27 protein-coding genes are annotated in these 24,327 nt (G+C 42.2%); 23 read left to right on the forward strand and 4 right to left on the reverse strand.

Annotated features, from left to right (window positions below; translation table 11 throughout):
* The 3 genes from JEU79_RS11195 to speD are packed head-to-tail and all read right to left on the reverse strand — an operon-like array spanning window position 1 to window position 2,566.
* A complete protein-coding gene (locus tag JEU79_RS11195) occupies window positions 1–426 on the reverse strand; it encodes a YjfI family protein (RefSeq protein WP_198264195.1) in 426 nt (141 codons plus the stop codon).
* 54 nt (window positions 427–480) lie between these two features.
* The gene (locus JEU79_RS11200) at window positions 481–2,211 is read right to left on the reverse strand and encodes a polyamine aminopropyltransferase (protein ID WP_198264196.1); all 1,731 of its coding nucleotides are present in this window, start codon (window positions 2,209–2,211) and stop codon (window positions 481–483) included.
* On the reverse strand, window positions 2,201–2,566 hold the full coding sequence (speD, locus tag JEU79_RS11205) for an adenosylmethionine decarboxylase (RefSeq protein WP_343074961.1): 366 nt from the start codon (window positions 2,564–2,566) through the stop codon (window positions 2,201–2,203). Before speD ends, JEU79_RS11200 begins: the two co-directional genes overlap by 11 nt.
* Window positions 2,567–2,781: 215 nt before the next feature.
* Between speD and JEU79_RS11210 the strand changes: the two genes are divergently transcribed.
* The 7 genes from JEU79_RS11210 to JEU79_RS11240 all read left to right on the forward strand — a co-directional run bounded on the left by JEU79_RS11210 (window position 2,782) and on the right by JEU79_RS11240 (window position 9,284).
* Window positions 2,782–4,167 (forward strand): AMP-binding protein, encoded by a 1,386-nt coding sequence (locus JEU79_RS11210; RefSeq protein WP_198264197.1) that lies wholly within the window; start codon window positions 2,782–2,784, stop codon window positions 4,165–4,167.
* A gap of 41 nt (window positions 4,168–4,208) precedes the next feature.
* Window positions 4,209–5,072 carry an IS3 family transposase gene (locus JEU79_RS11215; RefSeq protein WP_198263029.1) on the forward strand — a complete coding sequence of 288 codons (864 nt, stop codon included), beginning with the start codon at window positions 4,209–4,211 and terminating at the stop codon, window positions 5,070–5,072.
* Between the two features lie 274 nt (window positions 5,073–5,346).
* A complete protein-coding gene (locus JEU79_RS11220; protein WP_246540182.1) occupies window positions 5,347–6,189 on the forward strand; it encodes an AMP-binding protein in 843 nt (280 codons plus the stop codon).
* A gap of 100 nt (window positions 6,190–6,289) precedes the next feature.
* Window positions 6,290–6,541, forward strand: a complete 252-nt coding sequence (locus JEU79_RS11225) for a YgiT-type zinc finger protein (protein ID WP_343074962.1) — start codon at window positions 6,290–6,292, stop codon at window positions 6,539–6,541.
* Window positions 6,523–6,708 carry a hypothetical protein gene (locus JEU79_RS11230; RefSeq protein WP_198264199.1) on the forward strand — a complete coding sequence of 62 codons (186 nt, stop codon included), beginning with the start codon at window positions 6,523–6,525 and terminating at the stop codon, window positions 6,706–6,708. The genes JEU79_RS11225 and JEU79_RS11230 overlap by 19 nt, the downstream gene beginning before the upstream one ends.
* Before the next feature lie 109 nt (window positions 6,709–6,817).
* A complete protein-coding gene (locus tag JEU79_RS11235) occupies window positions 6,818–7,435 on the forward strand; it encodes a cytochrome b/b6 domain-containing protein (RefSeq protein WP_198264200.1) in 618 nt (205 codons plus the stop codon).
* Between the two features lie 139 nt (window positions 7,436–7,574).
* The gene (locus JEU79_RS11240) at window positions 7,575–9,284 is read left to right on the forward strand and encodes a SulP family inorganic anion transporter (protein ID WP_198264201.1); all 1,710 of its coding nucleotides are present in this window, start codon (window positions 7,575–7,577) and stop codon (window positions 9,282–9,284) included.
* A 36-nt stretch (window positions 9,285–9,320) separates the two neighbouring features.
* Here JEU79_RS11240 and JEU79_RS11245 read toward each other — a convergent pair whose 3' ends face one another.
* Window positions 9,321–10,166: an SDR family oxidoreductase gene (locus tag JEU79_RS11245; protein ID WP_198264202.1), complete on the reverse strand. Its 846-nt coding sequence runs from the start codon at window positions 10,164–10,166 to the stop codon at window positions 9,321–9,323.
* Between the two features lie 197 nt (window positions 10,167–10,363).
* On the opposite strand from JEU79_RS11245, the gene pomA reads away from it, so the two are divergent.
* The 16 genes from pomA (at window position 10,364) to ybgF (ending at window position 24,284) form a co-directional block, all read left to right on the forward strand.
* The gene (pomA, locus tag JEU79_RS11250; RefSeq protein ID WP_198264203.1) at window positions 10,364–11,125 is read left to right on the forward strand and encodes a flagellar motor protein PomA; all 762 of its coding nucleotides are present in this window, start codon (window positions 10,364–10,366) and stop codon (window positions 11,123–11,125) included.
* Window positions 11,126–11,240: 115 nt separating this feature from the next.
* A complete protein-coding gene (locus JEU79_RS11255; protein WP_198264204.1) occupies window positions 11,241–12,437 on the forward strand; it encodes a MotB family protein in 1,197 nt (398 codons plus the stop codon).
* A gap of 7 nt (window positions 12,438–12,444) precedes the next feature.
* Window positions 12,445–13,041, forward strand: coding sequence for a PilZ domain-containing protein (locus JEU79_RS11260; RefSeq protein WP_198264205.1), 597 nt, complete (start codon window positions 12,445–12,447; stop codon window positions 13,039–13,041).
* Window positions 13,042–13,140: 99 nt separating this feature from the next.
* Window positions 13,141–13,356 carry an FmdB family zinc ribbon protein gene (locus JEU79_RS11265; RefSeq protein WP_198264206.1) on the forward strand — a complete coding sequence of 72 codons (216 nt, stop codon included), beginning with the start codon at window positions 13,141–13,143 and terminating at the stop codon, window positions 13,354–13,356.
* 208 nt (window positions 13,357–13,564) lie between these two features.
* Window positions 13,565–15,355, forward strand: a complete 1,791-nt coding sequence (gene aspS, locus JEU79_RS11270) for an aspartate--tRNA ligase (protein ID WP_198264207.1) — start codon at window positions 13,565–13,567, stop codon at window positions 15,353–15,355.
* A gap of 69 nt (window positions 15,356–15,424) precedes the next feature.
* Window positions 15,425–16,177, forward strand: coding sequence for a YebC/PmpR family DNA-binding transcriptional regulator (locus JEU79_RS11275; RefSeq protein ID WP_198264208.1), 753 nt, complete (start codon window positions 15,425–15,427; stop codon window positions 16,175–16,177).
* A gap of 89 nt (window positions 16,178–16,266) precedes the next feature.
* Complete coding sequence (ruvC, locus tag JEU79_RS11280) at window positions 16,267–16,845, forward strand: crossover junction endodeoxyribonuclease RuvC (protein ID WP_198264209.1); 579 nt, start codon at window positions 16,267–16,269, stop codon at window positions 16,843–16,845.
* 92 nt (window positions 16,846–16,937) lie between these two features.
* Window positions 16,938–17,552: a Holliday junction branch migration protein RuvA gene (gene ruvA / locus JEU79_RS11285; protein ID WP_198264210.1), complete on the forward strand. Its 615-nt coding sequence runs from the start codon at window positions 16,938–16,940 to the stop codon at window positions 17,550–17,552.
* Complete coding sequence (ruvB, locus tag JEU79_RS11290; RefSeq protein ID WP_198264211.1) at window positions 17,552–18,655, forward strand: Holliday junction branch migration DNA helicase RuvB; 1,104 nt, start codon at window positions 17,552–17,554, stop codon at window positions 18,653–18,655. The genes ruvA and ruvB overlap by 1 nt, the downstream gene beginning before the upstream one ends.
* 150 nt (window positions 18,656–18,805) lie before the next feature.
* Complete coding sequence (gene ybgC, locus JEU79_RS11295) at window positions 18,806–19,219, forward strand: tol-pal system-associated acyl-CoA thioesterase (protein WP_198264212.1); 414 nt, start codon at window positions 18,806–18,808, stop codon at window positions 19,217–19,219.
* Between the two features lie 72 nt (window positions 19,220–19,291).
* Window positions 19,292–19,963 carry a protein TolQ gene (gene tolQ, locus JEU79_RS11300; RefSeq protein WP_198264213.1) on the forward strand — a complete coding sequence of 224 codons (672 nt, stop codon included), beginning with the start codon at window positions 19,292–19,294 and terminating at the stop codon, window positions 19,961–19,963.
* Window positions 19,963–20,397: a protein TolR gene (gene tolR, locus JEU79_RS11305; protein ID WP_198264214.1), complete on the forward strand. Its 435-nt coding sequence runs from the start codon at window positions 19,963–19,965 to the stop codon at window positions 20,395–20,397. Before tolQ ends, tolR begins: the two co-directional genes overlap by 1 nt.
* A 12-nt stretch (window positions 20,398–20,409) precedes the next feature.
* Window positions 20,410–21,306, forward strand: coding sequence for a cell envelope integrity TolA family protein (locus tag JEU79_RS11310; RefSeq protein ID WP_198264215.1), 897 nt, complete (start codon window positions 20,410–20,412; stop codon window positions 21,304–21,306).
* A 3-nt stretch (window positions 21,307–21,309) separates the two neighbouring features.
* On the forward strand, window positions 21,310–22,656 hold the full coding sequence (tolB, locus tag JEU79_RS11315) for a Tol-Pal system beta propeller repeat protein TolB (protein ID WP_198264216.1): 1,347 nt from the start codon (window positions 21,310–21,312) through the stop codon (window positions 22,654–22,656).
* Window positions 22,657–22,699: 43 nt separating this feature from the next.
* A complete protein-coding gene (pal, locus tag JEU79_RS11320; protein ID WP_198264217.1) occupies window positions 22,700–23,296 on the forward strand; it encodes a peptidoglycan-associated lipoprotein Pal in 597 nt (198 codons plus the stop codon).
* A 43-nt stretch (window positions 23,297–23,339) separates the two neighbouring features.
* Window positions 23,340–24,284, forward strand: coding sequence for a tol-pal system protein YbgF (gene ybgF / locus JEU79_RS11325; protein ID WP_198264218.1), 945 nt, complete (start codon window positions 23,340–23,342; stop codon window positions 24,282–24,284).
* Window positions 24,285–24,327: the final 43 nt, after the last annotated feature.

Here is a 24,327-nt window from a genome sequence, read left to right on the forward strand (position 1 = left end):
TTATGCTGCCTCTGTTAAATAGTCTGATACAGCGTCAACGGCTTCAAGCACATTGTCGCTCAATAGTTCAATTTCATGTATTAATTCATCAATACTGGAGCGGGGCGATAAAGCGCCAAACATAATGTATTGATTACCAATTTTAGAAAATGCGGATAATGGAATCGAGACATTCATCATCAACATGGCTTCGGCCATTTCACCGCGTTTGCTTTGGTCAACTTGTTCATCACCAAATAAATAGGTGATGCATAAGATTTGCCCTTCATCGACGGTCATATAAATGGGGAATTCTTCGCGGTCTTCTACCTTGATACACGCGACAGCATTCTCACCATCAAACATTTCAACCGAAAGGCTGGCTCCATCCGATAATTGATGCTCAGTTAAACCCGTCATCAATTCTTCTAGTTTTACATTGCTCATTGTTTCCTCCAATATTCAATATGTAGACATAATATGTCGCTGAGACATATTATGTCAAGGCTTTTCGATTAAATAAATTCCCTGCTGCTTTTCCCAGTCCATTTGATGGTATTGGTAAGCCGCCTGGTTGTTGATTCTATTCACTTTTATGTTCTCTAATGAGGCAAAAAAATGTTTGTTAAACTCAAAGGCTGCGAGTATGACGCCCAGCGTTGACCAGCCATCATCCACTTCAATTTGAGTTTTATTACTGATACGCGCCTTGGCTGATAGGCCATTTTTTGTGGCGATGGTCCAGCCCCATTCACCAAAGCTCGGCACGTTATGGTGATATTGCTCCACGTGCTTAAAGCCCGCAAAATGCACGGTTTTACCAATGGATAAAAACGTATTCTTCGCATGATAGGGCGAGGTAGACTGCACCACCATAGCACCATCACCCGCTAATAAGCTATGCAACTTGGCATAAAAACGTGCGGAATATAATTTATTGAGATCCGGATGGCTGGGATCGGGCAAATCAACAATAATGACATCGTACAAGCGGGCTTGTTCAATTAATTCATCCACTTTAATAAACGCATCACCAAAGTGCGTTTGCACCCGGGGATCACTAAAGGCATGCTCGTTCAATTCCAATAAGGGCTGATTAATGATCTTGCCATTTTTACGTTGCGGATGGGTGAAAAAATCAATAATGCTGGCATCAATGTCCACTAAATCCACTGATTTGGGTTGCCAGCGCAAGACATCACGTAGCGCCAGACCATCACCCCCACCAATAATGAGCACCTTATCGTGCTTGGCAGCGGCATGCATGACTGGTGCGACCAACATAGCGTGATAAATTTGCTCATCATTACTGGCAAATTGTGAACGACCATTAATAAACAGCGACAGGATTTTAGGCTTGGCCGGATCCATAATGCGTTCGGTAATCGTCACATGCTGGTGCTGGGTGTTATAACTGAAAATCACCTTGTCCTTGTACAGCAAATCCTCCATAGCATTGTCCCAATCCGTACCATTGAAGGCAATCAAGGCAATGACCGCACCGACCAACAAATGCACTGAGACCACCAAAAATCCAAAACGAATCCGCTGGCGATAGACGACATAAAAAATTAGCCCGACAATCAAATTGACACTGGCGGTGATCACGGCGGCATCGGTGGGGGCAATACTGAGTAAAAACATCACCCATAGTGCCGCACCAATACCAGCACCGATATAGTCAGCGCCATACACTGAGCCCGTATTGTGTTCTACATGCTCACCATAGATGGTTTCGCGAATACTGGCAATCAGGGGGATCTCCATACCAATAAGAAAACCCAGAATCGCCCCCATCACATAAGGCATGGCGGCAGCAATTTTATGTGCCCAGCTCACCATGCCACCACGGGGAATCAAGTCAGGGGGCAGGGCAAAGGTTTCCATCAGAATTTGTGGCAATAAATTCGCCAATGCAGTGGTGCCAGCCAGAAACAACACCGAACTTGCCCCTAAAAAGGCAATCGACACTTCCAGCCAGACAAAGGCATTAAAATAGGACTTAAAAATACGCGCAGCAAATGCGCCCAGCCCCATCGACACAATCATGACACCGATCATAGCAAAAATAACTTGCTCGACAGCGCCTAAAATACGTCCGGCATAATGCGAGAGCAGGTATTCATAAATGAGACCACAACCCGCTAGGATGCCCATAATGGCAAATAACACAAAGTCATGACGGCGCAATAACTGGGCGCGGGCTTGCTTATCCTTATCCTTAACTGCCATCGTTATGACCACGCAATAACTCTTTGATAGTGACTTTTTCGGGTGAAAATGCGTGTTTTAGCACTTCGATACCGTTTTCCGGCTGGGCATCACCACACATGAAAATATCAAATGCCGCATAAGCACGTTCTGGCCAAGTATGCACACTGATATGTGATTCCGCTAAAATTGCCACCCCGGAAATCCCTCCGGTATCAGAAAACTGATGACAATGGATGTGTAATAAACTGGCATTACAAGCAACAACACAGGCCTCAAGGGTATTCTTGATATGTTGCACATCATCAAGCTGAGTCGCCCCCCAGAGATCGATCAGTAGATGCGTCCCTGAATACTCAACACCGTCTTTGATCACAAAGTGGTCTTTGGTTGATCTTGGAGTATTTTGCTTGCTGATAGTAATATGCCTCGCCCTTATATAGTTGCCCCAACTTTAATAGTAAAGTTGAGGCATAGAATCATAAAATTCAATGGCATAAATGTCCACAATAATATTATCTCGGTATTAGGAGTGTGTTGGCGTTCATAGCATTATTAGTTTATTCTATTCGTTCACTAATGGAGGGATACATGGTACTGATCAAGCAAATTGTGCGTTTTATTTTAGTCATCCTATTTCGCGTAGAAGTAGAAGGCATCGAAAATTATTATCTGGCTGGCAAACGAGTGATGATCATTGCCAATCACACCTCATTCTTAGATGCCGTCCTGTTATCCATTTTCCTCCCCGACCGAATCACCTTCGCAATTAACACCGAAATAGCAAAAAAATGGTGGGTCAGCCCCTTTGGCAAAATAGTACGCCTATTCCCTATGGATCCCGTTAATCCATTATCCATCAAAGCCTTCATTAAAGATCTCGAACAAGACAAACGCGCCGTTATTTTTCCTGAAGGTCGTATCACGGTCACTGGCACCTTGATGAAAATCTATGATGGCCCAGGTCTCATCGCGCTAAAATCAGGTGCTATGATCTTACCCATCCGCATTGATGGCGCACAATATTCAATTTTTTCACGCCTAAAAGGCATCGAACGTCGGCAATTATTTCCAAAAATAAAACTCACGCTCTTAGCACCACAAAAAATTGAACTGGATGATGAGATTGCCGGACGCGATCGCCGTGCCGCAGCAGGCAAGATCCTGAAAAAAATCATGACCGATATGATTTACTCTACCAGTAATAATCACCTGACCATTATGGACAAGCTATTACAAGCCAGAGCTATTCATGGTGCGGGTCAGGTAGTGTTAGAAGATGTAGAGCGTCAGCCACTGAATTATCGCAAACTACTACTCAAGAGCAGTGTACTATCACGCCTAATGGCCAGACAAACCCAAGAAAAAGACGTGGTGGGTTTATTGCTACCCAATACCAATGCCACGGTGCTGAGTTTCTTTGCCTTGCAAAGCATAGGCCGAGTGCCCGCCATGCTAAATTATACCGCAGGCTATAAAGGCTTATTATCTGCCTTAGAAACCGCGCAAATAAAAACCGTTTATACCTCAAAACGCTTTATTGAACTAGCAAAAATGGATGATCTTATTGCACTGCTTAACGAGCAAGTGAACATCATCTATCTGGAAGATCTCAAACAAATGATCACGGGACAAGATAAAGCCTATGGCATTGCCTGTAGTCTCTTGCCAAAAATCATCTATGCCCAACAATGGCATTCTGTGCAACCGGATGATCCAGCCGTGGTATTATTTACTTCAGGCTCAGAAGGTGTACCCAAAGGTGTGGTGTTATCCCACAAGAACATTCTCAGCAATATGATCCAACTGGGCACAAAAATCGACTTCAATAAAAATGATGTGATTTTAAATGCCTTACCCTTATTTCATTCTTTTGGCCTGAGCACAGCGACTTTAGTTTCCGTGTTAAATGGCATGAAAGTTAATGTGGGTAAAACGTCTGAAAAAAGAATTGGCAAAAGTGATTCAGGAGCGTGATTTATTAAAAAGGCCACAGCGTACTTTGCAAGGGAAACTTTGTGAAGTACGCATGGATAACTGATCAGGCTAAAGATTACCCGGTAACGATTCTGTGCCGTTTTATGGATGTTTCCCGTAGTTGCTATTATGATTGGGTTAGCTCTCCTAAAACGGATAGAGAGAAAGAAAATGAAGCGCTTACTGAGCAGCTAAAAAACTGTTTGAAGACAGTCGCAAGACTTATGGAACCCGTCGTCTTAAAAAGAAAACTGGCTGAAAAAGGCGTTCATATAAGCCGCCGGAGAATTGGTCGATTAATGAAAAAAGCCGGTTTGTTTTGTAAAACGAAGAGACGCTTTAAAGCGACGACTAATTCCAAGCATAATAAGCGTATATCTCCAAATTTACTGGAAAGAGAGTTTACTGTCTCTCAACCTGATCGCTACTATGTGGGTGATATTACCTATATTGCCACCAAGGAAGGCTGGTTATATTTAGCGGTTGTCATTGACTTATTCTCTAGGCAAATTGTTGGCTGGTCGATGGATGAGCGAATGAAAGCCAAGCTAGTCAATGATGCTTTACTGATGGCCATATGGAAGCGTAAACCAATGGATGGATTGCTTTGGCATACTGACCGAGGTAGCCAATATGCCTCTGATAGTCATAGAAAAATATTGTCGGATCATAACATAATTCAGTCTATGAGCCGCAAAGGAAATTGCTGGGACAATGCTGTATCAGAGAGCTTCTTTCATAGTTTGAAAACTGAATTGACGCACCATTGTCGATTCAAAACCAGAGTAGAAGCAAAGCAGGCAATATTTGAATATATTGAGGTATTTTATAATCGGGAGCGACTTCATTCGGCTAATGATTATTTGTCACCAGTCGATTATGAAATACAGCAGGAAATAGCTTAAATCGATTGATTGAAGAGGGGTAAAAGGCGACATAAATGCCGCCCATTACCGACGGCCATCGGCTCCTCAGCCTGTGCCGTGAAGATATTGTAACAGGATCATTACCGTTGTGAAAATACCTTGGGTGAATGGAACGGCTCTATCGTTCCAGAGGGCAAAGCCCTTTCTCTTCATCTGTTTAAAGTTAACATGAGAAACTAAAATGATAGGAAATACAAAATGACAAAAATCACTTGAAACAGCCAAAAAAATATTTAGAAAACTGTCCGGAAAAGTGTTGACACATCAAGTCTTTTTATATCCCTCACCACTGCATTATCGCATCATTCCCGAAGTAGCTTATGACATTAATGCTACTATGTTATTTGGTACTAATACCTTCCTCAAAGGTTATGCAAAATTTGCCCATAGCTATGATTTTTTCAGTATCCGTTATGTCTGTGCCGGAGCAGAAGCGGTGCAAAAAGAAACTCGTGAACTTTATGCAGAGAAGTTTGGCTTACGAATTTTAGAAGGCTATGGTGCCACTGAAACCAGCCCGGTGATTTCTATTAATACTCCGATGGATTATAAAACCGGCACCGTAGGTACGATGCTACCGGGTATGGACTATCATTTAAAAGCAGTGCCGGGTATTGAAGAAGGCGGACAACTTTTTGTCAGTGGCCCTAATATTATGCGTGGCTATTTTCGCAGTGACAATCCCGGTGTGCTGGAACCGGCAGAATCAGAATTCGGCCCAGGTTGGTATGACACGGGTGATATTGTTGATATTGATGATGATGGCTTTGTGACGATCAAGGGGCGGGTCAAGCGCTTTGCCAAAATTGGTGGTGAGATGGTGTCGCTGTCGATGGTGGAAGAAATGGTGGCGCAGTGCTGGCCGGATGAAATGCATGGTGCGGTGAGTTTGCCGGATAGTGCAAAAGGAGAGAAGATTATCTTGTTGACGACGCGTGAGGGTGCGCTGAGGAAGGAGCTTTCTGCTTGGGCTAAGAAGAGTAAGATTGGGGAGTTGAATGTGCCTAAGACGATTATTGTGGTTAAGAAGTTGCCGTTGTTGGGGACGGGGAAGATTGATTATCAGGGCTTGAAGGAAGTGGCGGAGTTGGGGTAATATAATTTTTTAGTTTTAGAGTAAAAAATTATAGTTATGAAATTCTTAAACAAAATCTAGTCAATAACTTGTTAGGCTAGCAATGTTCACCATTAAAATTATGAATGAAACTCAGGTAAGTTATACCATTAAATATCAAGGTAAATTTTATATTATTGAAAATGTTCCTGCTCGTATATGTCAAGAGACAGGTGAGGAGTATTTTTCTCCAGAAACAGTAGAGCATATTCAAAAATTTATTAAAGGCCATAAAACACCTGATAGAACAATCACTAATGATCCAGGCCACCCATCGATTGAAATTTCAAACTATGGCTGTCCGAATTTCAAACTATGGCTGTCCGCAAATTAGTAAAAAATGAGGCCAATGATGATGTCCTTGTGTACCTCAAAGATGGTCGCTTTGCCTGTGTGCATTTAGTCTGGCATGGTCATATTGATCAACAACCCAGTTTATACCCTTCATGTGAAATACTTTTAGGGCTTGAAGCCTTGCAAAAATTCATAAATGCCACTTAGCTGAGTGGTGTTTGTGGGAAATTCATTTTCAATTCAGTTTGGTTTAAGTTTGAATTCATCCTTATCTGTTATGCTTTATAAACAAAATAATTAAACAGAGAGTAAAACAATGGTTACGGGAACAGATAATACGATAAAAGTATGGGATATTCTTATCAGGGGATTTCATTGGATTCTGGTCATCAGTTTTTTTACTGCTTATTTAAGTGAAGATGATTTTTTGGATATTCATATCTATGCGGGCTACCTGATTGCAGGTTTACTTGTTTTTAGGTTGATTTGGGGCTTTATCGGTTCACATTATGCTCGCTTTAGTGATTTTATCTACTCGCCGCGTGTTGTTATTGATTATACAAAATCATTATTAAGCACTGAAAAGCCTAAGCGATATATTGGGCATAATCCTGCGGGGGGATTAATGATTGTATTGTTATTGCTCAGTCTGTTTATTACGACGGTATCGGGTCTGGTAATGGATGATGAGATAGAGTCTGTTAATAGCAACGAAACCAATTCAAGTATGGTTTATTTTGATGCTGATGATGAAGATAAATATGAAAGTGATTTATATGAGGTAATGGAAGAGGTGCATGAATTCTTTGCCAATCTCACTTTGTTACTGGTGTTCTTACATGTTGCAGGCGTTATCGTCAGTGGTAAATTGCATGATGAAAATTTAGTACGGGCAATGATTACCGGTAAAAAAACCTTAGAAAAAGATGAGTAGTCTTATTCAACTAATTTATTCTTATGCAAGCTATTCGTGGTAAAATCAACCTTTATTGACACTGTTGATTGTATGACTCAGTCGCTTTTATGTTACTGAGTCAATACTTGTTTAAGGTTTATGAGTGAATAATCCTGTAATGAATAAAACATCCCCATGGTCTTGGTTAATGCAATATTTTCCTATCTTGCGTTGGTTGCCTGAGTACCAATTGTCCTGGTTACGTGCTGATATTGTTGCTGGAATTACCGTATGGGCTGTTATGGTGCCAGAAGCGATGGCTTATTCGGGTATTGCCGGAGTGCCGCCTTTGGTGGGCTTGTATACAGTGCCTATCCCCCTCATTATTTATGCTTTATTAGGCACTTCCAAAACAATGGTTATTGGCCCGGACTCTGCCACTGCGTTGATTTCAGCCGGTACAGTCGGTGCGGTTGTCGCTAGCCATAGTGGTGCGACACAGGTTGCGGAATATGTTGCTATTACTTCTGCGTTGGCCTTCATTGTTGGCATTATATTTCTGATACTGGGACTCGCTCGGATGGGCTGGGTGGCTAAATTTATCCCTACTCCGGTGATGAAAGGATTTATTCAAGGACTGATTTGGGTGACCATTGTTGGTCAGCTCCCCAAATTATTTGGCATAGAAGGACAATCAGGTAATTTTTTTGAAAAATTATGGTTAATGATTCCTGAGTTGGCAAATACCCATACCACCACGATGATCTTCGGCCTTGGCAGTTTGTGTCTACTGATTTTTATTAAACATTTTGTGCCCAAACTTCCCTCAGCATTAATGGCCGTTGTAGTCAGTATTATTATCATATCCATTTTTGATTTGGGCGCACAAGGCGTTGATCTGGTAGGAGACGTTCAGGCGGGATTGCCCTCACTGGCTATGCCTCAATTTACATTAGCACAATTTGAATTACTCTTGCCCGGTGCTTTGGCTATTGTTTTGCTTGGCTATGCAGAAACACTGGGCTCAGCTAAAGCGGCTGCAACAAAAGATCAGAGTAAAATTGACCCTAATCAGGAACTGCTGAGCCATGGCCCTGCTAACATTGGTTCAGCTTTTAGCGGTGGCTTTGTCGTGGTGGGTAGTTTGTCTAAAACGTCAGTATCCATGGGAGCCGGGGGCAGAACCCAAGTTGCCTCGTTAATCCATGCCTTGCTCATTGTCCTTACTCTGATGTTTTTATTACCCTTGTTTGCCAATCTGCCGCATGCGGTATTGGCAGCTATCGTTATCGAGGCCATGTTGGGACTGCTGGACTTCAATTATCTAAAACGTTTATGGAAGCAATCACCCTGGGAATTGCTTATCGCTATGGTGGCTTATTTGGGGGTAATGATTATCGGTGTCCTCCCGGGTATGGGGCTGGGTGTCACACTGTCTCTATTACTGTTGATTTATAGAGCTTCTTCGCCATCAATTGCTATTCTTGGATGTGAAAAAAAGGGTAATTCATTTCATGATATTAAGCGCAGGTCTCATTTGGAAACCTTGCCGGGATTATTGATTTTTCGTTTTAATGCTAGCCTTTTCTTTGCTAATGCCAATCATTTTAAAGATGCTCTGATAGTAGAAGTTGATGCTGCTAAAGAACCTATTACACAAGTTATTTTGGATGGTGAAACGATCAATCTCATCGATTCAACTGCAGCCGATATGTTGCTTGAAGTGCATTCTGAACTGAGCCGTAGAGGGATTAAGATGACCTTTGCCAGAGTGCATGATTCCATTAAGGATAAGATGCAACCCGTTGGCATTATCGACGTGGTCGGTAAGGATAATTTTTATGATACTATCCCGGAAGCTTACGAAATATATAAAAAAGGGCAGTAATAAATGTGCTACTCATGCATGCTAAAGCAAAATGATTTAATTTTCTTCTTTAGAAACCTTGCGCAGCACCCAATCCAAACCTTTGGCTGGCAAAATTCGTTTGAGTGTGCCAAACAAATAGGTTGGAAAGGTCACATAATAATGTGCTTTGGGCTGTGCGCTTTCGAGGGCATGCTTTAACTTTTTATAGACAGCCTCTGGGGGTAAAGTAAAGGGGGCGGCGGGCCCTTGCTTTTTTAAGCGTGCTTCCATGCCTTCATAGTTGGCTTTAAAAAAACTATTTTCCTTATTGATGTTTGCCTGATATTGGGCATAAGCATTTTTTCTAAAATCACTGCTGATAGGGCCAGGTTCAATGATTGAAACGCCGATGTCACTACCATGCAGTTCTAATCTCAGAGTGTCAGCCAAACCTTCTAAAGCGTATTTTGAGGCATTATAAGCGCCACGAAAAGGTAGTGAGATAATGCCTAAGACTGAACCATTATAAATAATACGTCCGTGACCTTGCTGGCGCATGATGGGAATGATGCGATTGGTTAATTCCTGCGTACCAAAGACATTGACAGAAAATTGCTTTTCTAATACCTGACGTTGTAAGTCTTCAACCGCTCCGGGTTGGCCATAAGCACCATTGTTAAAGAGTGCATCCAATCTCCCTCCGGTCAAAGCTAATATTTTATCCACGGCATTGTGAATGGAGTCACTATCACTTAAATCCAGTTGAAATGATTCAAAACCCTGTTGTGCCAGTAGAGTAACATCCTCTGTTTTACGTGCTGTAGCAAAGACTCGATAGCCTCTTTTTTTTAGTTCAAGCGCACAACATAATCCTATTCCAGAAGAACAGCCGGTAATTAGTATTGTTTTTTGTTTTGACATATAATCTTTTTCAATGATATTTTAGGAAAAATTTGCCCAAGAAATACGATTTAATGTTGTTATTTCTCAAATTTTAGCTATGGTTTTATAGAGTCGATAAGATAACTTAGGGCTATTAGTTAAGGTATCGCAAGCACTGTTCATTATATACTGTATATGATGAGGCAAAAAATTTATTTTAGAAAGGTAATAGTTGAGTGGATATAGCAACGGTCATTGGTATTATTGGTGCACTTGCCATTATTGCAGTAGCAATGGTGCTCAGTGGAGGCATTGTTCTGTTTATCAATGTACCTTCCATGCTAGTGGTATTTGGTGGCGCTTCATTTGCAGTCATTGCTATGTTTCCTTTGGGAGTTACTCTTGGGTCGATTAAAGTCGTATTAAAAGCCATTTTAAATAAATCAATTGATCCTAATGAACTGATTGAAAAAGGCGTGGAACTAGCAACAATTGCGCGTAAAGAAGGCATTTTAGGACTTGAAGGGCAAGATATTCCCAATGAGTTTTTACAAAAGGGCATCAGCCTTTGTGTCGATGGCCATGAGCCGGACTTTGTGCAACGTATGCTTTCCAAAGACATTAACCTCGCTGTCGAACGTCATGAATTAGGGCAAAAATTTCTTATGAAACTGGCTGATATGGGGCCAGCTATGGGTATGATTGGTACTCTGATTGGTTTGGTGGGTATGTTGGCAAATATGGATGACCCGAAAACCATTGGCCCTTCAATGGCAGTTGCTCTTTTAACCACTCTTTATGGTGCTGTTTTGGCCAATGCTCTGTGTATTCCTTTAGCTGATAAATTAACCTATCTGGCGGATCAACAACGTTTGAGCCGTACACTTATTTTAGAAGTTATTGGTGCTATTCAAGAAGGCATTAATCCCAAAGTGATGGGTGAAATGTTGCAGACTTACCTACCCGAAGGTAAGCGCGCTGTTGCTGCAGAAGAATAATAGTTTATTTATGAGAAATAATAGTCTGATCAATTCACTACCATGTTTTTTTATCGACTTCTCTGGCAAATCCTGCTCCCCTATAAAGGTGTTTTTATTAGGGGGGATTCGCTAGATGGATGATGAACAACCCTGTAAATGCCCAGCGGGTATTCCTGCTTGGGTACTGACCTTCGCCGATCTCATGTCTTTGCTGATGTGTTTCTTTGTGCTTTTATTGTCATTTGCAGAAATGGATGTGCAAAAGTTCAAGCAAATTGCCGGTTCTCTGAAAGTCGCTTTTGGTGTGCAACGTGATATTAAAGCGGTAGAAATCCCCAAAGGTGTCAATATTGTTGCCAGAGAATTCAGTCCTGCACCACCACAACCCACCGTCATTAATGAAGTGCGACAAGTCACCAGTGATGATACACAGCAGGAGCTTAAACTGATCAATAAGCTGGATCGTTTGCAGTCGGAAGAAAATGTGCTGAAAGACAAAATGGAAAATATGTCTGAAGCCGAAGCGGAATCCGAAGGCTTGAAAAAACAACTGCAACAGGTACAGGCTGAAATTGCTCAAGTTGAAGAAAAACTCAATGAACTGCAGCAAAAAATGGATCAGGTTCAGGAGAAAAAGATTAAAGAACAAGCGGAAGCACTCAGTGCGGCTTTAGAAAAAGAAATTGAAGCTGAAATGATCGATGTGGAAGCCAATGATGAGAGTATTACTATTCGTATTCGAGATAAGGGCTCATTTGGTTCGGGCACAGCTACCTTGACAGACGATTTTATCGAAATTCTGGAAATTATTGCTGATGAATTAAGCCATACTCAGGGAAATATTGTAGTCGCAGGTCATACCGATGATATTCCCATCAAGACCGCTAAATTTCCTTCTAATTGGGCCTTATCGGCTGCCCGTTCAGTGGCTGTTGCACATGAATTACTCTTGGATGATAGATTAAAAAAATCACGCTTTAGTATTCAGGCCTTTGCTGACGCTAAACCGCTGGTGGAAAATGACTCTATTGAGAGCAGAGCACAAAACCGCCGGGTTGAAATTGTTATTTCTCAGGATAAAACAGACTTAGGCATTTCAGCCAAGGAAGTAGATGAAGCGTCGCCGGATAAAGAGAAGGCGCGGGGGTCAAAAACTGCGGGAGAAAAGACTATTGAAAATAAGAACGTGTTAAAGCAGGATAAGCAGTTTGAAAATGTTTCACAGGAGAAGACCAATACTGAAACCAAACCGGCTGATTCGAGAAATAATGACATAAATAACGATACGAACAACAATAACGAAGAAACACCCAGTTTTATTCAATTTTGAGGATGATATGAATACCAGTTTTCAGGCCAGTGAGCGCCGACAGTATTATCGAATCAATGATAGTGCCATCTTTTCCTACCGTTTGTTGAAAGACGAAGTGTTGAACGGTGAGCAGGGCAAAGAGTACGTGGGTGGTGAAAAACTTTCGACTGCCTTTGAAATGATTGAATTGTTCGGCCAGATGAACCAACAGATGGGTGTTGCCCTAGGTCGAATCAGTGAGCATTCTGCTGATATTGCCACCTACCTCAAAGGTTTGGATAATAAAATTGAATTATTAGCGCAAATGCACCTGTTTCAGGACAAGCAGTCAGAACTTGAACCGCAACGACAAATTAACTTAGGGGCCGGTGGTCTGGCCTTCGGATCAGACGAAAAGCTCAAGCAAGGCACCTTACTTGCGATGGATATGATTTTATCCACGGATTTACTCTGTTTGCATTTGACTGGGCGGGTAATTCAGGTCTCTCAAGAAAAAAATGGTGATTTCCCCTATCGAATTTCAGTGGGCTTTGTCGAAATTTCTGAAACTGAGGTGGATCAAATCATTAAACACATTATGCGTCTACAGTCGGAGCACTTACGCTCTAAAAGAGATTCATAATAGAATCTTTATCTCAAGTTGTCTCATACCTTGGAATTTTCTCTATTCATCCCCAACTTCAGTGAGGATAAAGACTAATCGCAAAACTTAGGAAAACTTATGCCAATTTATGAATACCGTTGTGGTAGTTGTGGTCATGAAATGGAACTGATTCAAAAAATGTCAGACGACCCCATGAAAGACTGCCCTGTTTGTAAAGAATCAAAACTGAAAAAACTCATTTCTGCTGCGGGCTTTCGCCTTAAAGGTAGCGGTTGGTACGAAACCGATTTTAAAAACAGTGAAAAAGCTAAAAAAGACAGTAAATCAAGCTAAACTGCTTTTTGAAAGCCTTCTTCTTGAAAGCCTCGTTAGCTGTCCAGTTTACAAATTTAGTCATCCAGTTTACAAATAAGTTGTTCAGTTTACAAATACTTCGATTTCAAATCATGTAAACAGGCTACAGCCCTTGTAGTCTGTCCTCACAAGGCTTAAAATTAGCCATTTTTCAATCACTAAATCAATACAAAATCAGGAATAGGGTATGCGAAGCCATTATTGCGGGCATTTAACACAAGAAAACATTGATCAAGAAGTTATTTTAAGCGGTTGGGTGCATCGTCGCCGTGATCATGGTGGTGTGATCTTCGTTGATCTCAGAGATCGTGAAGGTATTTCACAAATTGTGTTTGATCCGGATATTCCTGAAATGTTTATGCTCGCAGAAAAGCTGCGTAATGAATTTGTTATTCAGGTTAAAGGCAAAGTGCGTCAGCGTCCGGAAGGTACTGAAAATCCTGAGATGCCAACAGGGCAAGTTGAAGTCCTTGGTTTGGAATTGACGGTTTTAAACGCTTCAGAAACCCCACCATTTCAATTGGATGATGACGATGTGTCCGAAGAGCATCGCCTACGCTATCGTTATATTGATCTGCGTCGCCCAGAAATGCAAAATCGTTTGAGATTGCGTTCACAAATCATCCGTATGTTACGGAATTATCTGGATGATAATGGCTTTTTGGATATTGAAACACCTATTTTAACCAAGGCAACACCAGAAGGTGCGCGTGATTATTTGGTCCCGAGCCGTACCCATCAGGGCGAATTTTTTGCCTTGCCTCAGTCACCACAGTTATTCAAACAACTCTTAATGATGTCCGGAATGGATCGTTATTATCAGGTGGTACGTTGTTTCCGTGATGAAGATTTACGCGCGGATCGCCAGCCAGAGTTTACTCAATTGGATATTGAGACTTCCTTTATGGAAGAAGAACAATTAATGATGATGATGGAAGACATGATGCGCTCTGTCTTTGCCAAGGTGTTGGAGCAACAACTGCCTAATCCTTTCCCGCGCATGACCTATGCTGAAGCCATGAATCGTTATGGTAGTGATAAGCCTGATTTACGGATTGATTTAGAACTCGTTGAAGTAGCCGATGTCCTAACGGATGTTGATTTCAAAGTTTTCTCCGGTCCGGCAAAAGATCCCAATAGTCGTGTCACTGCTTTGCGCATACCCAATGGCTCTTCTCTGACCCGTAAGCAAATCGATGGCTATACTAAATATGTGTCAATTTATGGTGCGCGTGGTTTAGCTTATATCAAAGTGAATGATAAAGCCGCAGGTCGTGAAGGCTTGCAATCACCGATTGTGAAGTTCATTCCTGATGATGCTTTGGCGACTATTTTAGAAAGAACCAGTGCAGAAGATGGTGACTTAATCTTCTTTGGTGCTGATAAAACGAAAGTGGTTAATGAAGCGCTGGGCGCATTACGCGTTAAAGTAGCACAAGATTTAGACCTAGTTAAACATGGTTGGCAACCACTTTGGGTCGTTGACTTCCCCATGTTTGAATATGATGAAGGCGCAAAACGTTGGACGGCATTACACCATCCGTTTACTGCACCAAGTAGCGATAATCCTCAGGATTTATTGGATAATCCAGGTTCTAGCCTGTCTCGCGCCTATGATATGGTGCTCAATGGTACAGAATTGGGTGGTGGTTCGGCACGTATTCATAAGCAGGATATGCAGACCAGTGTGTTTAAGTTATTAGGCATTGATGATGAAGAAGCTCAGGATAAATTTGGGTTCTTACTTGATGCGCTGAAATATGGTTGTCCTCCTCATGCCGGTATTGCCTTTGGTATGGATCGTTTAGTGATGTTAATGACGGGTTCAAGTTCGATACGTGAAGTGATGGCATTCCCTAAAACACAATCAGCCGCTTGTTTACTGACTTCTGCGCCATCGAGTGTGAGTCAGGCGCAACTGAAAGAATTGGGCATTAAAAAGCGTGAAGTACTGGCGGAAAAATTAGCTGATAGCTAAAGAATCGCTTAACATATTGTATTATCAGCAAAAAGATTGCTATAAAAGGTTTAAATAGACGAGGTTTTCATGGCAGGTCATAGTAAATGGGCAAATATCCAGCACCGTAAAAAAGGTCAGGATGCTAAACGTGGTAAATTATTCACTAAATTGATTCGTGAAATCACCGTTGCCGCCCGTCTGGGTGGTGGTGATGTCGATGCCAATCCACGTTTACGTGCGATTGTGGATAAATCATTACGCGCCAATATGACCCGCGATACCGTTGAACGTGCCATTAAACGTGGTGCGGGCGATACAGATGGTGATAACTTTGATGAAATTCGCTATGAAGGCTATGGCCCTGCTGGTGTTGCTGTCATGGTGGATTGTCTGACTGATAATCGTAATCGTACCGTCGCTGAAGTGCGCCATGCCTTCACTAAATCCGGTGGCAACTTGGGCACCGATGGTTCGGTCTCTTACTTGTTTAGTAAAATAGGTGTGCTTAGCTATCCCAGTGGTAGTGATGAAGATGCTATTATGGAAGCGGCTTTAGAAGCCGGTGCCGATGATGTAGAAACTCATGATGATGGTTCGATTGATGTCACGACTTCTGATGACGATTTCATGGATGTAAAAGATGCCATGGTCGCTGCGGGTTTTGATCCAGAAATGGCTGAAGTGACGATGAAAGCATCGACCAGTGTTGATTTAAGTTTTGATGATGCGCAAAAAGTCATGCGTCTGGTGGATATGTTAGAAGATTTGGATGATGTACAAAACGTTTATTCGAACTCTGAATTCTCCGATGAAGTGATGGCACAATTAGCTGATGCATAGTATGCTTTTTAAGATTTATTTATAAGCTTATACTATTGATTTAAAAAGACTGATCCAGCCCAACATAAGGAAGATCAATTAGCTTAACTATGCCTAAAACGCCTACAACGACGATAATACTGGGCATTGATCCCGGTTCTTTGAAAACAGGCTATGGTCTCATAGAATCCTCAGGGAATCGTCTTCGTTTTTTAGAATGTGGCACTATCAAAACCGGTGGTGGCCCTTTACCTCCTCGCTTAAAAATAATCTTTAATGATGTCCGTCAGGTGATTCAACAATGGTCACCTGATGAAATGGCTATTGAGAATGTTTTTCTGGCACGCAACCCCGATTCAGCGTTAAAATTAGGTCAGGCCAGAGGTGCAGCAATCTGTGCGGTCATGTCAGATGATATTCCGGTGGCAGAATACACGGCCAATCAAGTAAAACAGGCCATTGTGGGCAAGGGACATGCCGCAAAAAGCCAGGTGCAGCACATGGTGAAAATTTTATTAAATCTCAGTGAAACACCACAATCCGATGCCGCAGACGCACTGGCAATTGCACTTTGTCATGCGAATACTCGAAAAACCATGTTAGAACTCAAAGGTCAGGCAAATGAGCGTTACCCTGTCGAGGTATTAAAGTCGATTCGTGGCAGGCGGAAAAAGCGCTTCACCTTGTAGGGTATGTCATTATTAGATTTTGTAAATTGTCGATTGAATGGTTTCTAAACATTAAACATTAAACATTAAACATTAAACCCATTTAGGTTCTTATGATTGGTCGATTATCAGGTATTTTAATACAAAAACAAGCTCCCTTCTTAATGGTCGATGTGCAGGGTGTGGGCTATGAAGTTCAGGCACCGATGAGCACCTTTTATAACCTGCCTGAATTGGATAAACCGGTTGTTTTATTGATCCACATGGTAGTGCGTGAGGATGCGCAATTACTCTATGGTTTTTATAGTGAATCGGAGCGACGCCTATTTAAAAGTTTGATTCGGGTCAATGGTGTCGGGCCGAAACTGGGGCTGACGATTTTATCGGGTATCAGTGCCAATGAATTTGTGCAGGTGGTGAAGAACAATGATGAAAGTGGTTTGGTGCGTTTGCCGGGTATCGGCAAGAAAACGGCGCAACGCTTGATTATTGAGATGCGTGATCGTTTGGATGATTGGCAGGATGAATCTCAGGGAGAGTTGGGTGAAACCTCGACTAGTTCAGACAATTCAATGAGCGGACAGGATATTATAAAAGAAGCCACCAGTGCCTTGATTGCTTTGGGCTATAAACCGATAGAAGCCAGTAAAATGATCAGTAAATTGGACAAGCAGGATCAGAGCAGTGAATCTTTAATTAAACAAGCACTACAAAATACGGTTCGATAATGATAGAAAATGAGCGCATTATTTCCGGGGGAGAGGTACAGAACGAAGATGTGCTGGATCGGGCTATTCGTCCTAAAACACTCAAGGATTATGTTGGTCAGCCTTCGGTTTGTGAGCAGATGGAGATTTTTATTCCCGCAGCCAGAAATCGTCAAGAGGCTTTGGATCATGTTTTGATTTTTGGCCCCCCAGGCTTGGGCAAGACAACTTTATCGCATATTATTGCTAACGAGATGGGGGTTAATTTACGTCAAACTTCGGGGCCGGTATTAGAGCGTCCGGGTGATTTGGCAGCCTTATTGACCAATCTTGAAGAAGGCGATGTGTTATTTATTGATGAAATTCATCGTTTGAGTGCCGTGGTCGAAGAGGTGCTGTATCCGGCGATGGAAGATAATCAGTTGGATATTATGATTGGTGAAGGGCCTGCAGCACGTTCGATTAAGTTGGATTTGCCACCCTTTACCTTGATTGGTGCGACCACACGAGCTGGTTTATTGACTTCGCCTTTGCGGGATCGATTCGGCATTGTGCAACGTCTGGAATTTTATTCGATTGCTGATTTAACTCATATTGTTGGTCGTTCGGCGAGTATCATGGGTATTGAAGTTGAGCCTCATGGTGCGAGTGAAATTGCTAAACGTTCACGGGGGACACCGCGAATTGCTAATCGCTTGCTCAGACGAGTACGTGATTATGCGGAAGTTAAAGCTGACGGTCGGGTTGATGTTTCGGTGGCGGATCGGGCTTTGAATATGCTGGAAGTTGATCCCATGGGCTTTGATATGATGGATCGCAAGTTGATGCTGAGTATCATTGAAAAATTTGACGGGGGGCCAGTTGGCGTGGAGAATCTTGCCGCCGCTATCAGTGAAGAAAAAGGTACGATTGAAGATGTCTTGGAACCGTTCTTAATTCAGCAGGGCTATATTATGCGTACGCCCCGGGGACGAGTTGCAACGGATAAGGCTTATTTGCACTTTGGTTTAGAAAAGAATGGTTTAGAAAAGAATGGTTTAGAAAAGAATGGTTTAGAAAAGAATGGTTTAGAAAAGAATGGTTTAGAAAAGAATGGTCTGGAAAAGACGGGTTTAGAAAAATAGGTCTCAGAGTCTTTTGGTAGGATGTGGTGAGGCACGAACCGCATCAAATCTGTTTGTTTAAAGCCATTGATGCGGTTCGTGCCTCACCACATCCTACATTTGAAGTGTAAAACTGGTTGAGCTATTCAAATTTTGAGATAGGAAAGTAAGTTGAGTGAATTTATTTGGCCAATCAGGGTCTACTATGAAGACACCGATAGCGGTGGTGTGGTGTATCATTCTAATTATCTGAATTTTATGGAACGTGCCAGGACGGAATGGTTGCGTGCCATGCATTTGGAACAGGATGATGTTGTCAAAAATTATGGTATTCTGTTTGTGGTACATTCCTTGTCGATAAATTATTTAAAACCCGCACTTTTTAATGAAGCTTTGTTGGTAAAAACAAGTATTGAACGACTTTCTCGGGCGAGCATCGTCTTTGCACAAAGTATTGTGCGCATGGATGCTGAAAATAATGAGCAAGTACTGACTAAGGGCACGATTAAGATTGTCAGCTTGGGAGTTGAACAAAAGCGTCCTGTGCCATTGCCTGAAGCAATTTATGAACAGTTTTTAAAGTAGCGATAACAATAATATACAACATTAATAAACAATAATAATAAATAAACTATTACTGTAGCAAATGGAATAATAATGGATACAGATATGTCAATTCTTTCTCTCGTCACTGGAGCCAGCGTTATGGTTCAGATGGTGATGCTGAGTCTTCTATTAGTGTCAGTCATTGCCTGGACGATGATTTTTCAGAAATGGCGGGTGCTAAAAAAAGCGAAGGATGAGGCTAACTTATTTGAGCGACGTTTTTGGTCGGGTGCTGATCTGGTGGATCTTTATAAAGCTTTAGCACACCGTAAAGATGCACAGGGCATGGCCAGTATTTTTGAGGCGGGTTTTCGAGAATATGCCAAGCTACATAAACAGCCCGGCATTGAAACCGAGGCCGTTTTAGAAGGCGCACAACGTGCCATGCGCGTGACCTTGTATCGTGAGGTTGATCGAGTTGAGTCTGGACTACCATTTTTAGCCACGGTGGGTTCAACCAGTCCTTATGTTGGTTTGTTTGGTACTGTTTGGGGAATTATGAATTCATTTCGTGCCTTGGGTCAGGTTGAGCAAGCGACGATGGCGATGGTTGCACCGGGAATTGCGGAGGCTTTGATTGCTACGGCGATGGGCTTATTTGCCGCCATTCCAGCGGTTATAGCCTATAACCGCTTTTCCTATAGCGTGGAGCGTCTGGAAGGGCGTTATGATGGTTTTATGGAGGAATTTTCTAATTTATTGAACCGTCAGGTGCGTCACTAATGGCGAGAAAGCGCCGCAAGCCAATGGCTGACATTAATGTTGTGCCTTACATTGATGTGATGATGGTGTTATTGGTGATTTTTATGATTTCCACGCCCTTGCTGACACAAGGGGTGAAGGTTGAATTGCCTCAGACTGAGGAGAGTGATGCGCTAAAAGCCAAGCCTACGGAAACGGTGATCGTTAAGGTTGATATTGAAGGAAACTATTATCTAACCATTGGCACGGGCAAAGAAAAACCCATTCAGCGTGATGCTTTGGTCGATCAAATAAAAAATAAATTATTAGATAAGCCCCACCTGTCTGTTTTGGTTGCGGGTGATAAGGAAGTACAGTATCTCTATATTATGGATGTATTGGCCTTGCTTGGAAGGGCGGGAATTCCCAATGTGGGGCTGATGACTAAAACCATTGATGAGCAACAGCCACAGTGATGATGAACCTCTATGTTTGATTGGATCAAAGAAAATAGTATTGCATTTGTTGTGGCAGTTGTATTGCATATTGTATTCCTTGGCGCATTATTTTTTAATTGGCACATGGATCAGCCGGAAACAATTGTGCTTAAGCAGGGTGATATTATTCAAGTCACCTCAGTTGATGCCAACTCCTATGATGCTGAAATCAAGAAAATAGCAGACACAAAAAAAGCAGAACGCCGTAAGAAACAACAGCAAATAGAAAAAAAACGTAAGTTAGATGAGCAACGTAAAAAAGCCAAGGCATTAGAAAAAAAGAAAAAACAAGAAAAAGTTCGGCGTAAAAAAGAAGCCAAAAAGAAAGCTGAACGAGAAAAGAAAGCGCTCGTTAAGAAAAAGACTGAACAAGAGAAAAAGCGTAAGGCAGCCAAGAAAAAAGCGGCCGATGAAAAACGTAAAAAAGAGGCGGCTAAACGCAAAGAAGAATTAAAAAAAGCAGAGCAGGAAAAACAGCGTTTAGCAGAAAAAAAGAAGCAACAAGCGGCAGAGCGTAAGCGCAAAGCCGAGCAAGATAAAAAGCGCCAAGCTGAGCTTAAACATAAAGAAGCCCGTGAACGAGAAGAATGGGAACGTCGTAGCAAGGGGATTATCAATCGCCATGTGTCTATGATTGCACAAAAAATAGAACGTAATTGGCGGCAACCTCTCAATGCACCCGGCGGGCTGGAGTGTCGGGTTGATATTGTATTATTACCCAGTGGTAATGTGAACTCTGTTAAAATGGCTGAGAGTAGTGGTAATCTGGAGTTTGATAGCTCTTGTGAAACCGCCGTGAGACGAGCCTCACCATTGCCAGTGCCTACTGATAGTGTTATTTTTAAAAAATTTGAAGTGATGAGATTAAGATTTGAGCCGGGAAGATAATTAATGCCAGAAAATAAATACCCTGAACAACGTGCTTTATCGAGAGTAATCACGTTAGCCTTTTTTGCTTTATTTTTATTCGCTCAGCAAGCTTTTGCTGTGCTTGAAGTGGAAATTAAAGGTGGCTTTCAAAGTGCCACTCCCATTGCTATCGTGCCATTTGCATGGTCTCAATCAGGACAAGCACCAGTCAATATTGCACAAATAATCAGTGCTGATCTGAGTCGTAGTGGGGTGTTTTCACCGCTGAGTTTTAATCAATTGCCAGAACGTCCAGCCTTTACGGGGAAGATTAATTTCCCCCGCTGGAAAAATACCGATGCTGAAAATCTAGTGGTTGGTCAAATTATTGCTGTTGGACAGGGGCGATATGATGTCAGCTTTAAAATGCTGGATGTTTATTCAGAACGTAAGAACATTGAATATCAATATAATGTAAAGGGCAAAAATTTACGTCGTTTAGCCCATCAAATCAGTGATAAAATTTTTCAGGAATTGACTCATACCCGTGGCGCTTTTGATACTCTAATTGCTTATGTTGTGGTTAATAATGATAAAAAAAATAAGCAACGTGTTTTTACTTTAGCCGTGGCCGATTCGGACGGCTATAATGAACAAATTATTTTAAAATCCAGAAAGCCCATCATGTCACCGGCTTGGTCACCTAATGGTAAACGCCTAGCCTATGTCTCATTTGAAAAAAATCGTTCGGTGGTTTATGTGCAAGAACTGCAATCGGGCCAACGTAAAAGTATGGCTCAGTTTAAAGGCATTAATAGTGCGCCAGTCTGGTCACCGGATGGCAAACGGCTGGCGATGACACTCTCAAAAGATGGTAACTCTGAAATTTATGTTATGTATACGGCGAGTGGTGTGTTGCAACGGATCACCAATCACTATGGTATTGATACCGAAGCCTCATGGTCGCCGGATGGGCGTTCATTGATTTTTACTTCCGATCGTGCGGGAAAGCCACAAATCTATCAGGTGAATATCACTCAAAAAGGTCGTTCAGGAAGCCCCAAACGTCTGACCTATGAAGGCAATTATAATGCCGGCGCCAGTTTTTCACCCGATGGTAAATCCATTGTTTTTATTAGTCGTGATCGCGGTAAGTTTCGGGTGGCAATTATGGCGTTAGCAACACGAAATGTACAAGTTTTGACTCATTCTCGACTTGATGAATCCCCCTCATTTTCTCCTAATGGAAAAATGGTGTTATATGCCACTGAATTGCGTGGCCAGGGTATTCTTGAAGCTATAGCGGTAGACGGTAGCAATTCTCCTCAGCGTCTGCGTGTTTTAAGTGGTGATGTTCGAGAGCCAGCCTGGTCTCCTTATCGTCATTAATGATAATAATAGAATCGTAATCAAAGAATAGGAATTACATATTATGAATGCTTGTCTAAAAAAAATCGCGTTAAAGAAATTATCCATCCTGTTAATGATTGTGCCCTTAACAGTACTAACAGCCTGTACCTCCATTAGTGAAAATGGTGAGGGGGATGCGACAGTTGAAGATAGAACCGGTGGTGAGAATGGCGCAGGTGGTGAAGGCTATGAAGGTCAAACCGGAGGCTATAGTGATTCGGGCATGAATGATGGCACTGCTGTGAATGGTCAGTCCTATAGTGGCGACCCGTTGTCTGATCCCAATAGCGCTTTATCCATTCGTACCATTTATTTTGAATATGATAGTGTCACCATTAATTCAGAGGGTCAGGCAGCGCTCAATGCCCATGCTGAATACTTATCTCTGAACCCAACGAAAACAATCATTGTTGAAGGTCATACCGATGAACGCGGTACGCGTGAATACAATCTGTCATTAGGTGAGCGCAGGAGTCAGGCTATTGCTGATTTTCTAACGGCATCAGGTGTTCAGGAGAGTCAACTTGATGTGAGAAGCTATGGTGAAGAAAATCCTGTGGCCTTGGATCATAATGAATCCGCATGGCAGCTTAATCGTCGTGTGGAATTACTCTATTAATTGCTTATCAAGCATAAAGTAAAGGTTTGTTTATGAGGTGTTTATGAAATTGTTGTTGAGTCTTTCTGTATTATTGATTTTATCCACCGTGCTGATGCCCGTGTGGGCTGAATCCGATCAATACTATAAAAAACGTCCTTTGGATGTCCGTGTCGATCGTCTGGAACGCTTAATGGGTTCTCAGAAGCAGTTGGAATTGCTTTATCGTATGAAGCAATTGCAGGAGGAAAATCAGCAATTACGTAGTTTGCTGGAAGAGCAGGCCAATGAACTTCGGTTGATGAAGCAGCAGCAAAGACAGTTATACACTGATCTGGAACATCGTTTAAGTCGTATGGAAGGGGGGGGGCGTTCCGAGCTATCTATGCCCGTGAGTCAGACATCTGCTGCTAAAGCATCCATTCCTAAAGCATTGCCCCCAGCATCACCCTCACTATCAACAAAGAACGAAGTGGTTATGGAGGTGGATAAATCGAGCACTGCTCAAGCGCAATACGGTGTGACGGAAAGAGAAGAAATTATTGTCTCGGGTGCAGAACAAGCCCCCGCGATGGCAAAACGCCCTCCTATAGTGAAAGAAACCTACAAAAAACAATCTATGAGCAAAAAACAGCGCATGGATGAGCAAAAAATGTATCAGGCGGCGTATGATGAATTGCGAGCGCGTCGATATAATACCGCCAGAGAGTCATTTATGGGGGTGATCAAGAAGTATCCCGGTGGTCGCTATGCACACATTGCCCAATATTGGGTAGCAGAATCCAGCTATGCGCAACGTAATTACGAACAGGCCATTCAAGATTATCAATTATTGCTCGACTATTATCCCAATAGCCCCAAAAAAGCCGAAGCAGAACTGAAAAAGGCCTATAGTTTATATGAGTCGGGCAAGAAAGATCTGGCTCGTAAGACTCTGAATCACCTCCTGGCAAACTATCCGGATACCACGGAAGCAGGACAAGCGAAGCGACTATTAAAGCAATTGTAAAAAGTTGGAAATAAATTGTAAAAAAGCTTGCCATAAATAATAA

The organism is sulfur-oxidizing endosymbiont of Gigantopelta aegis (genome assembly GCF_016097415.1).
Taxonomy (GTDB): domain Bacteria; phylum Pseudomonadota; class Gammaproteobacteria; order GRL18; family GRL18; genus GRL18.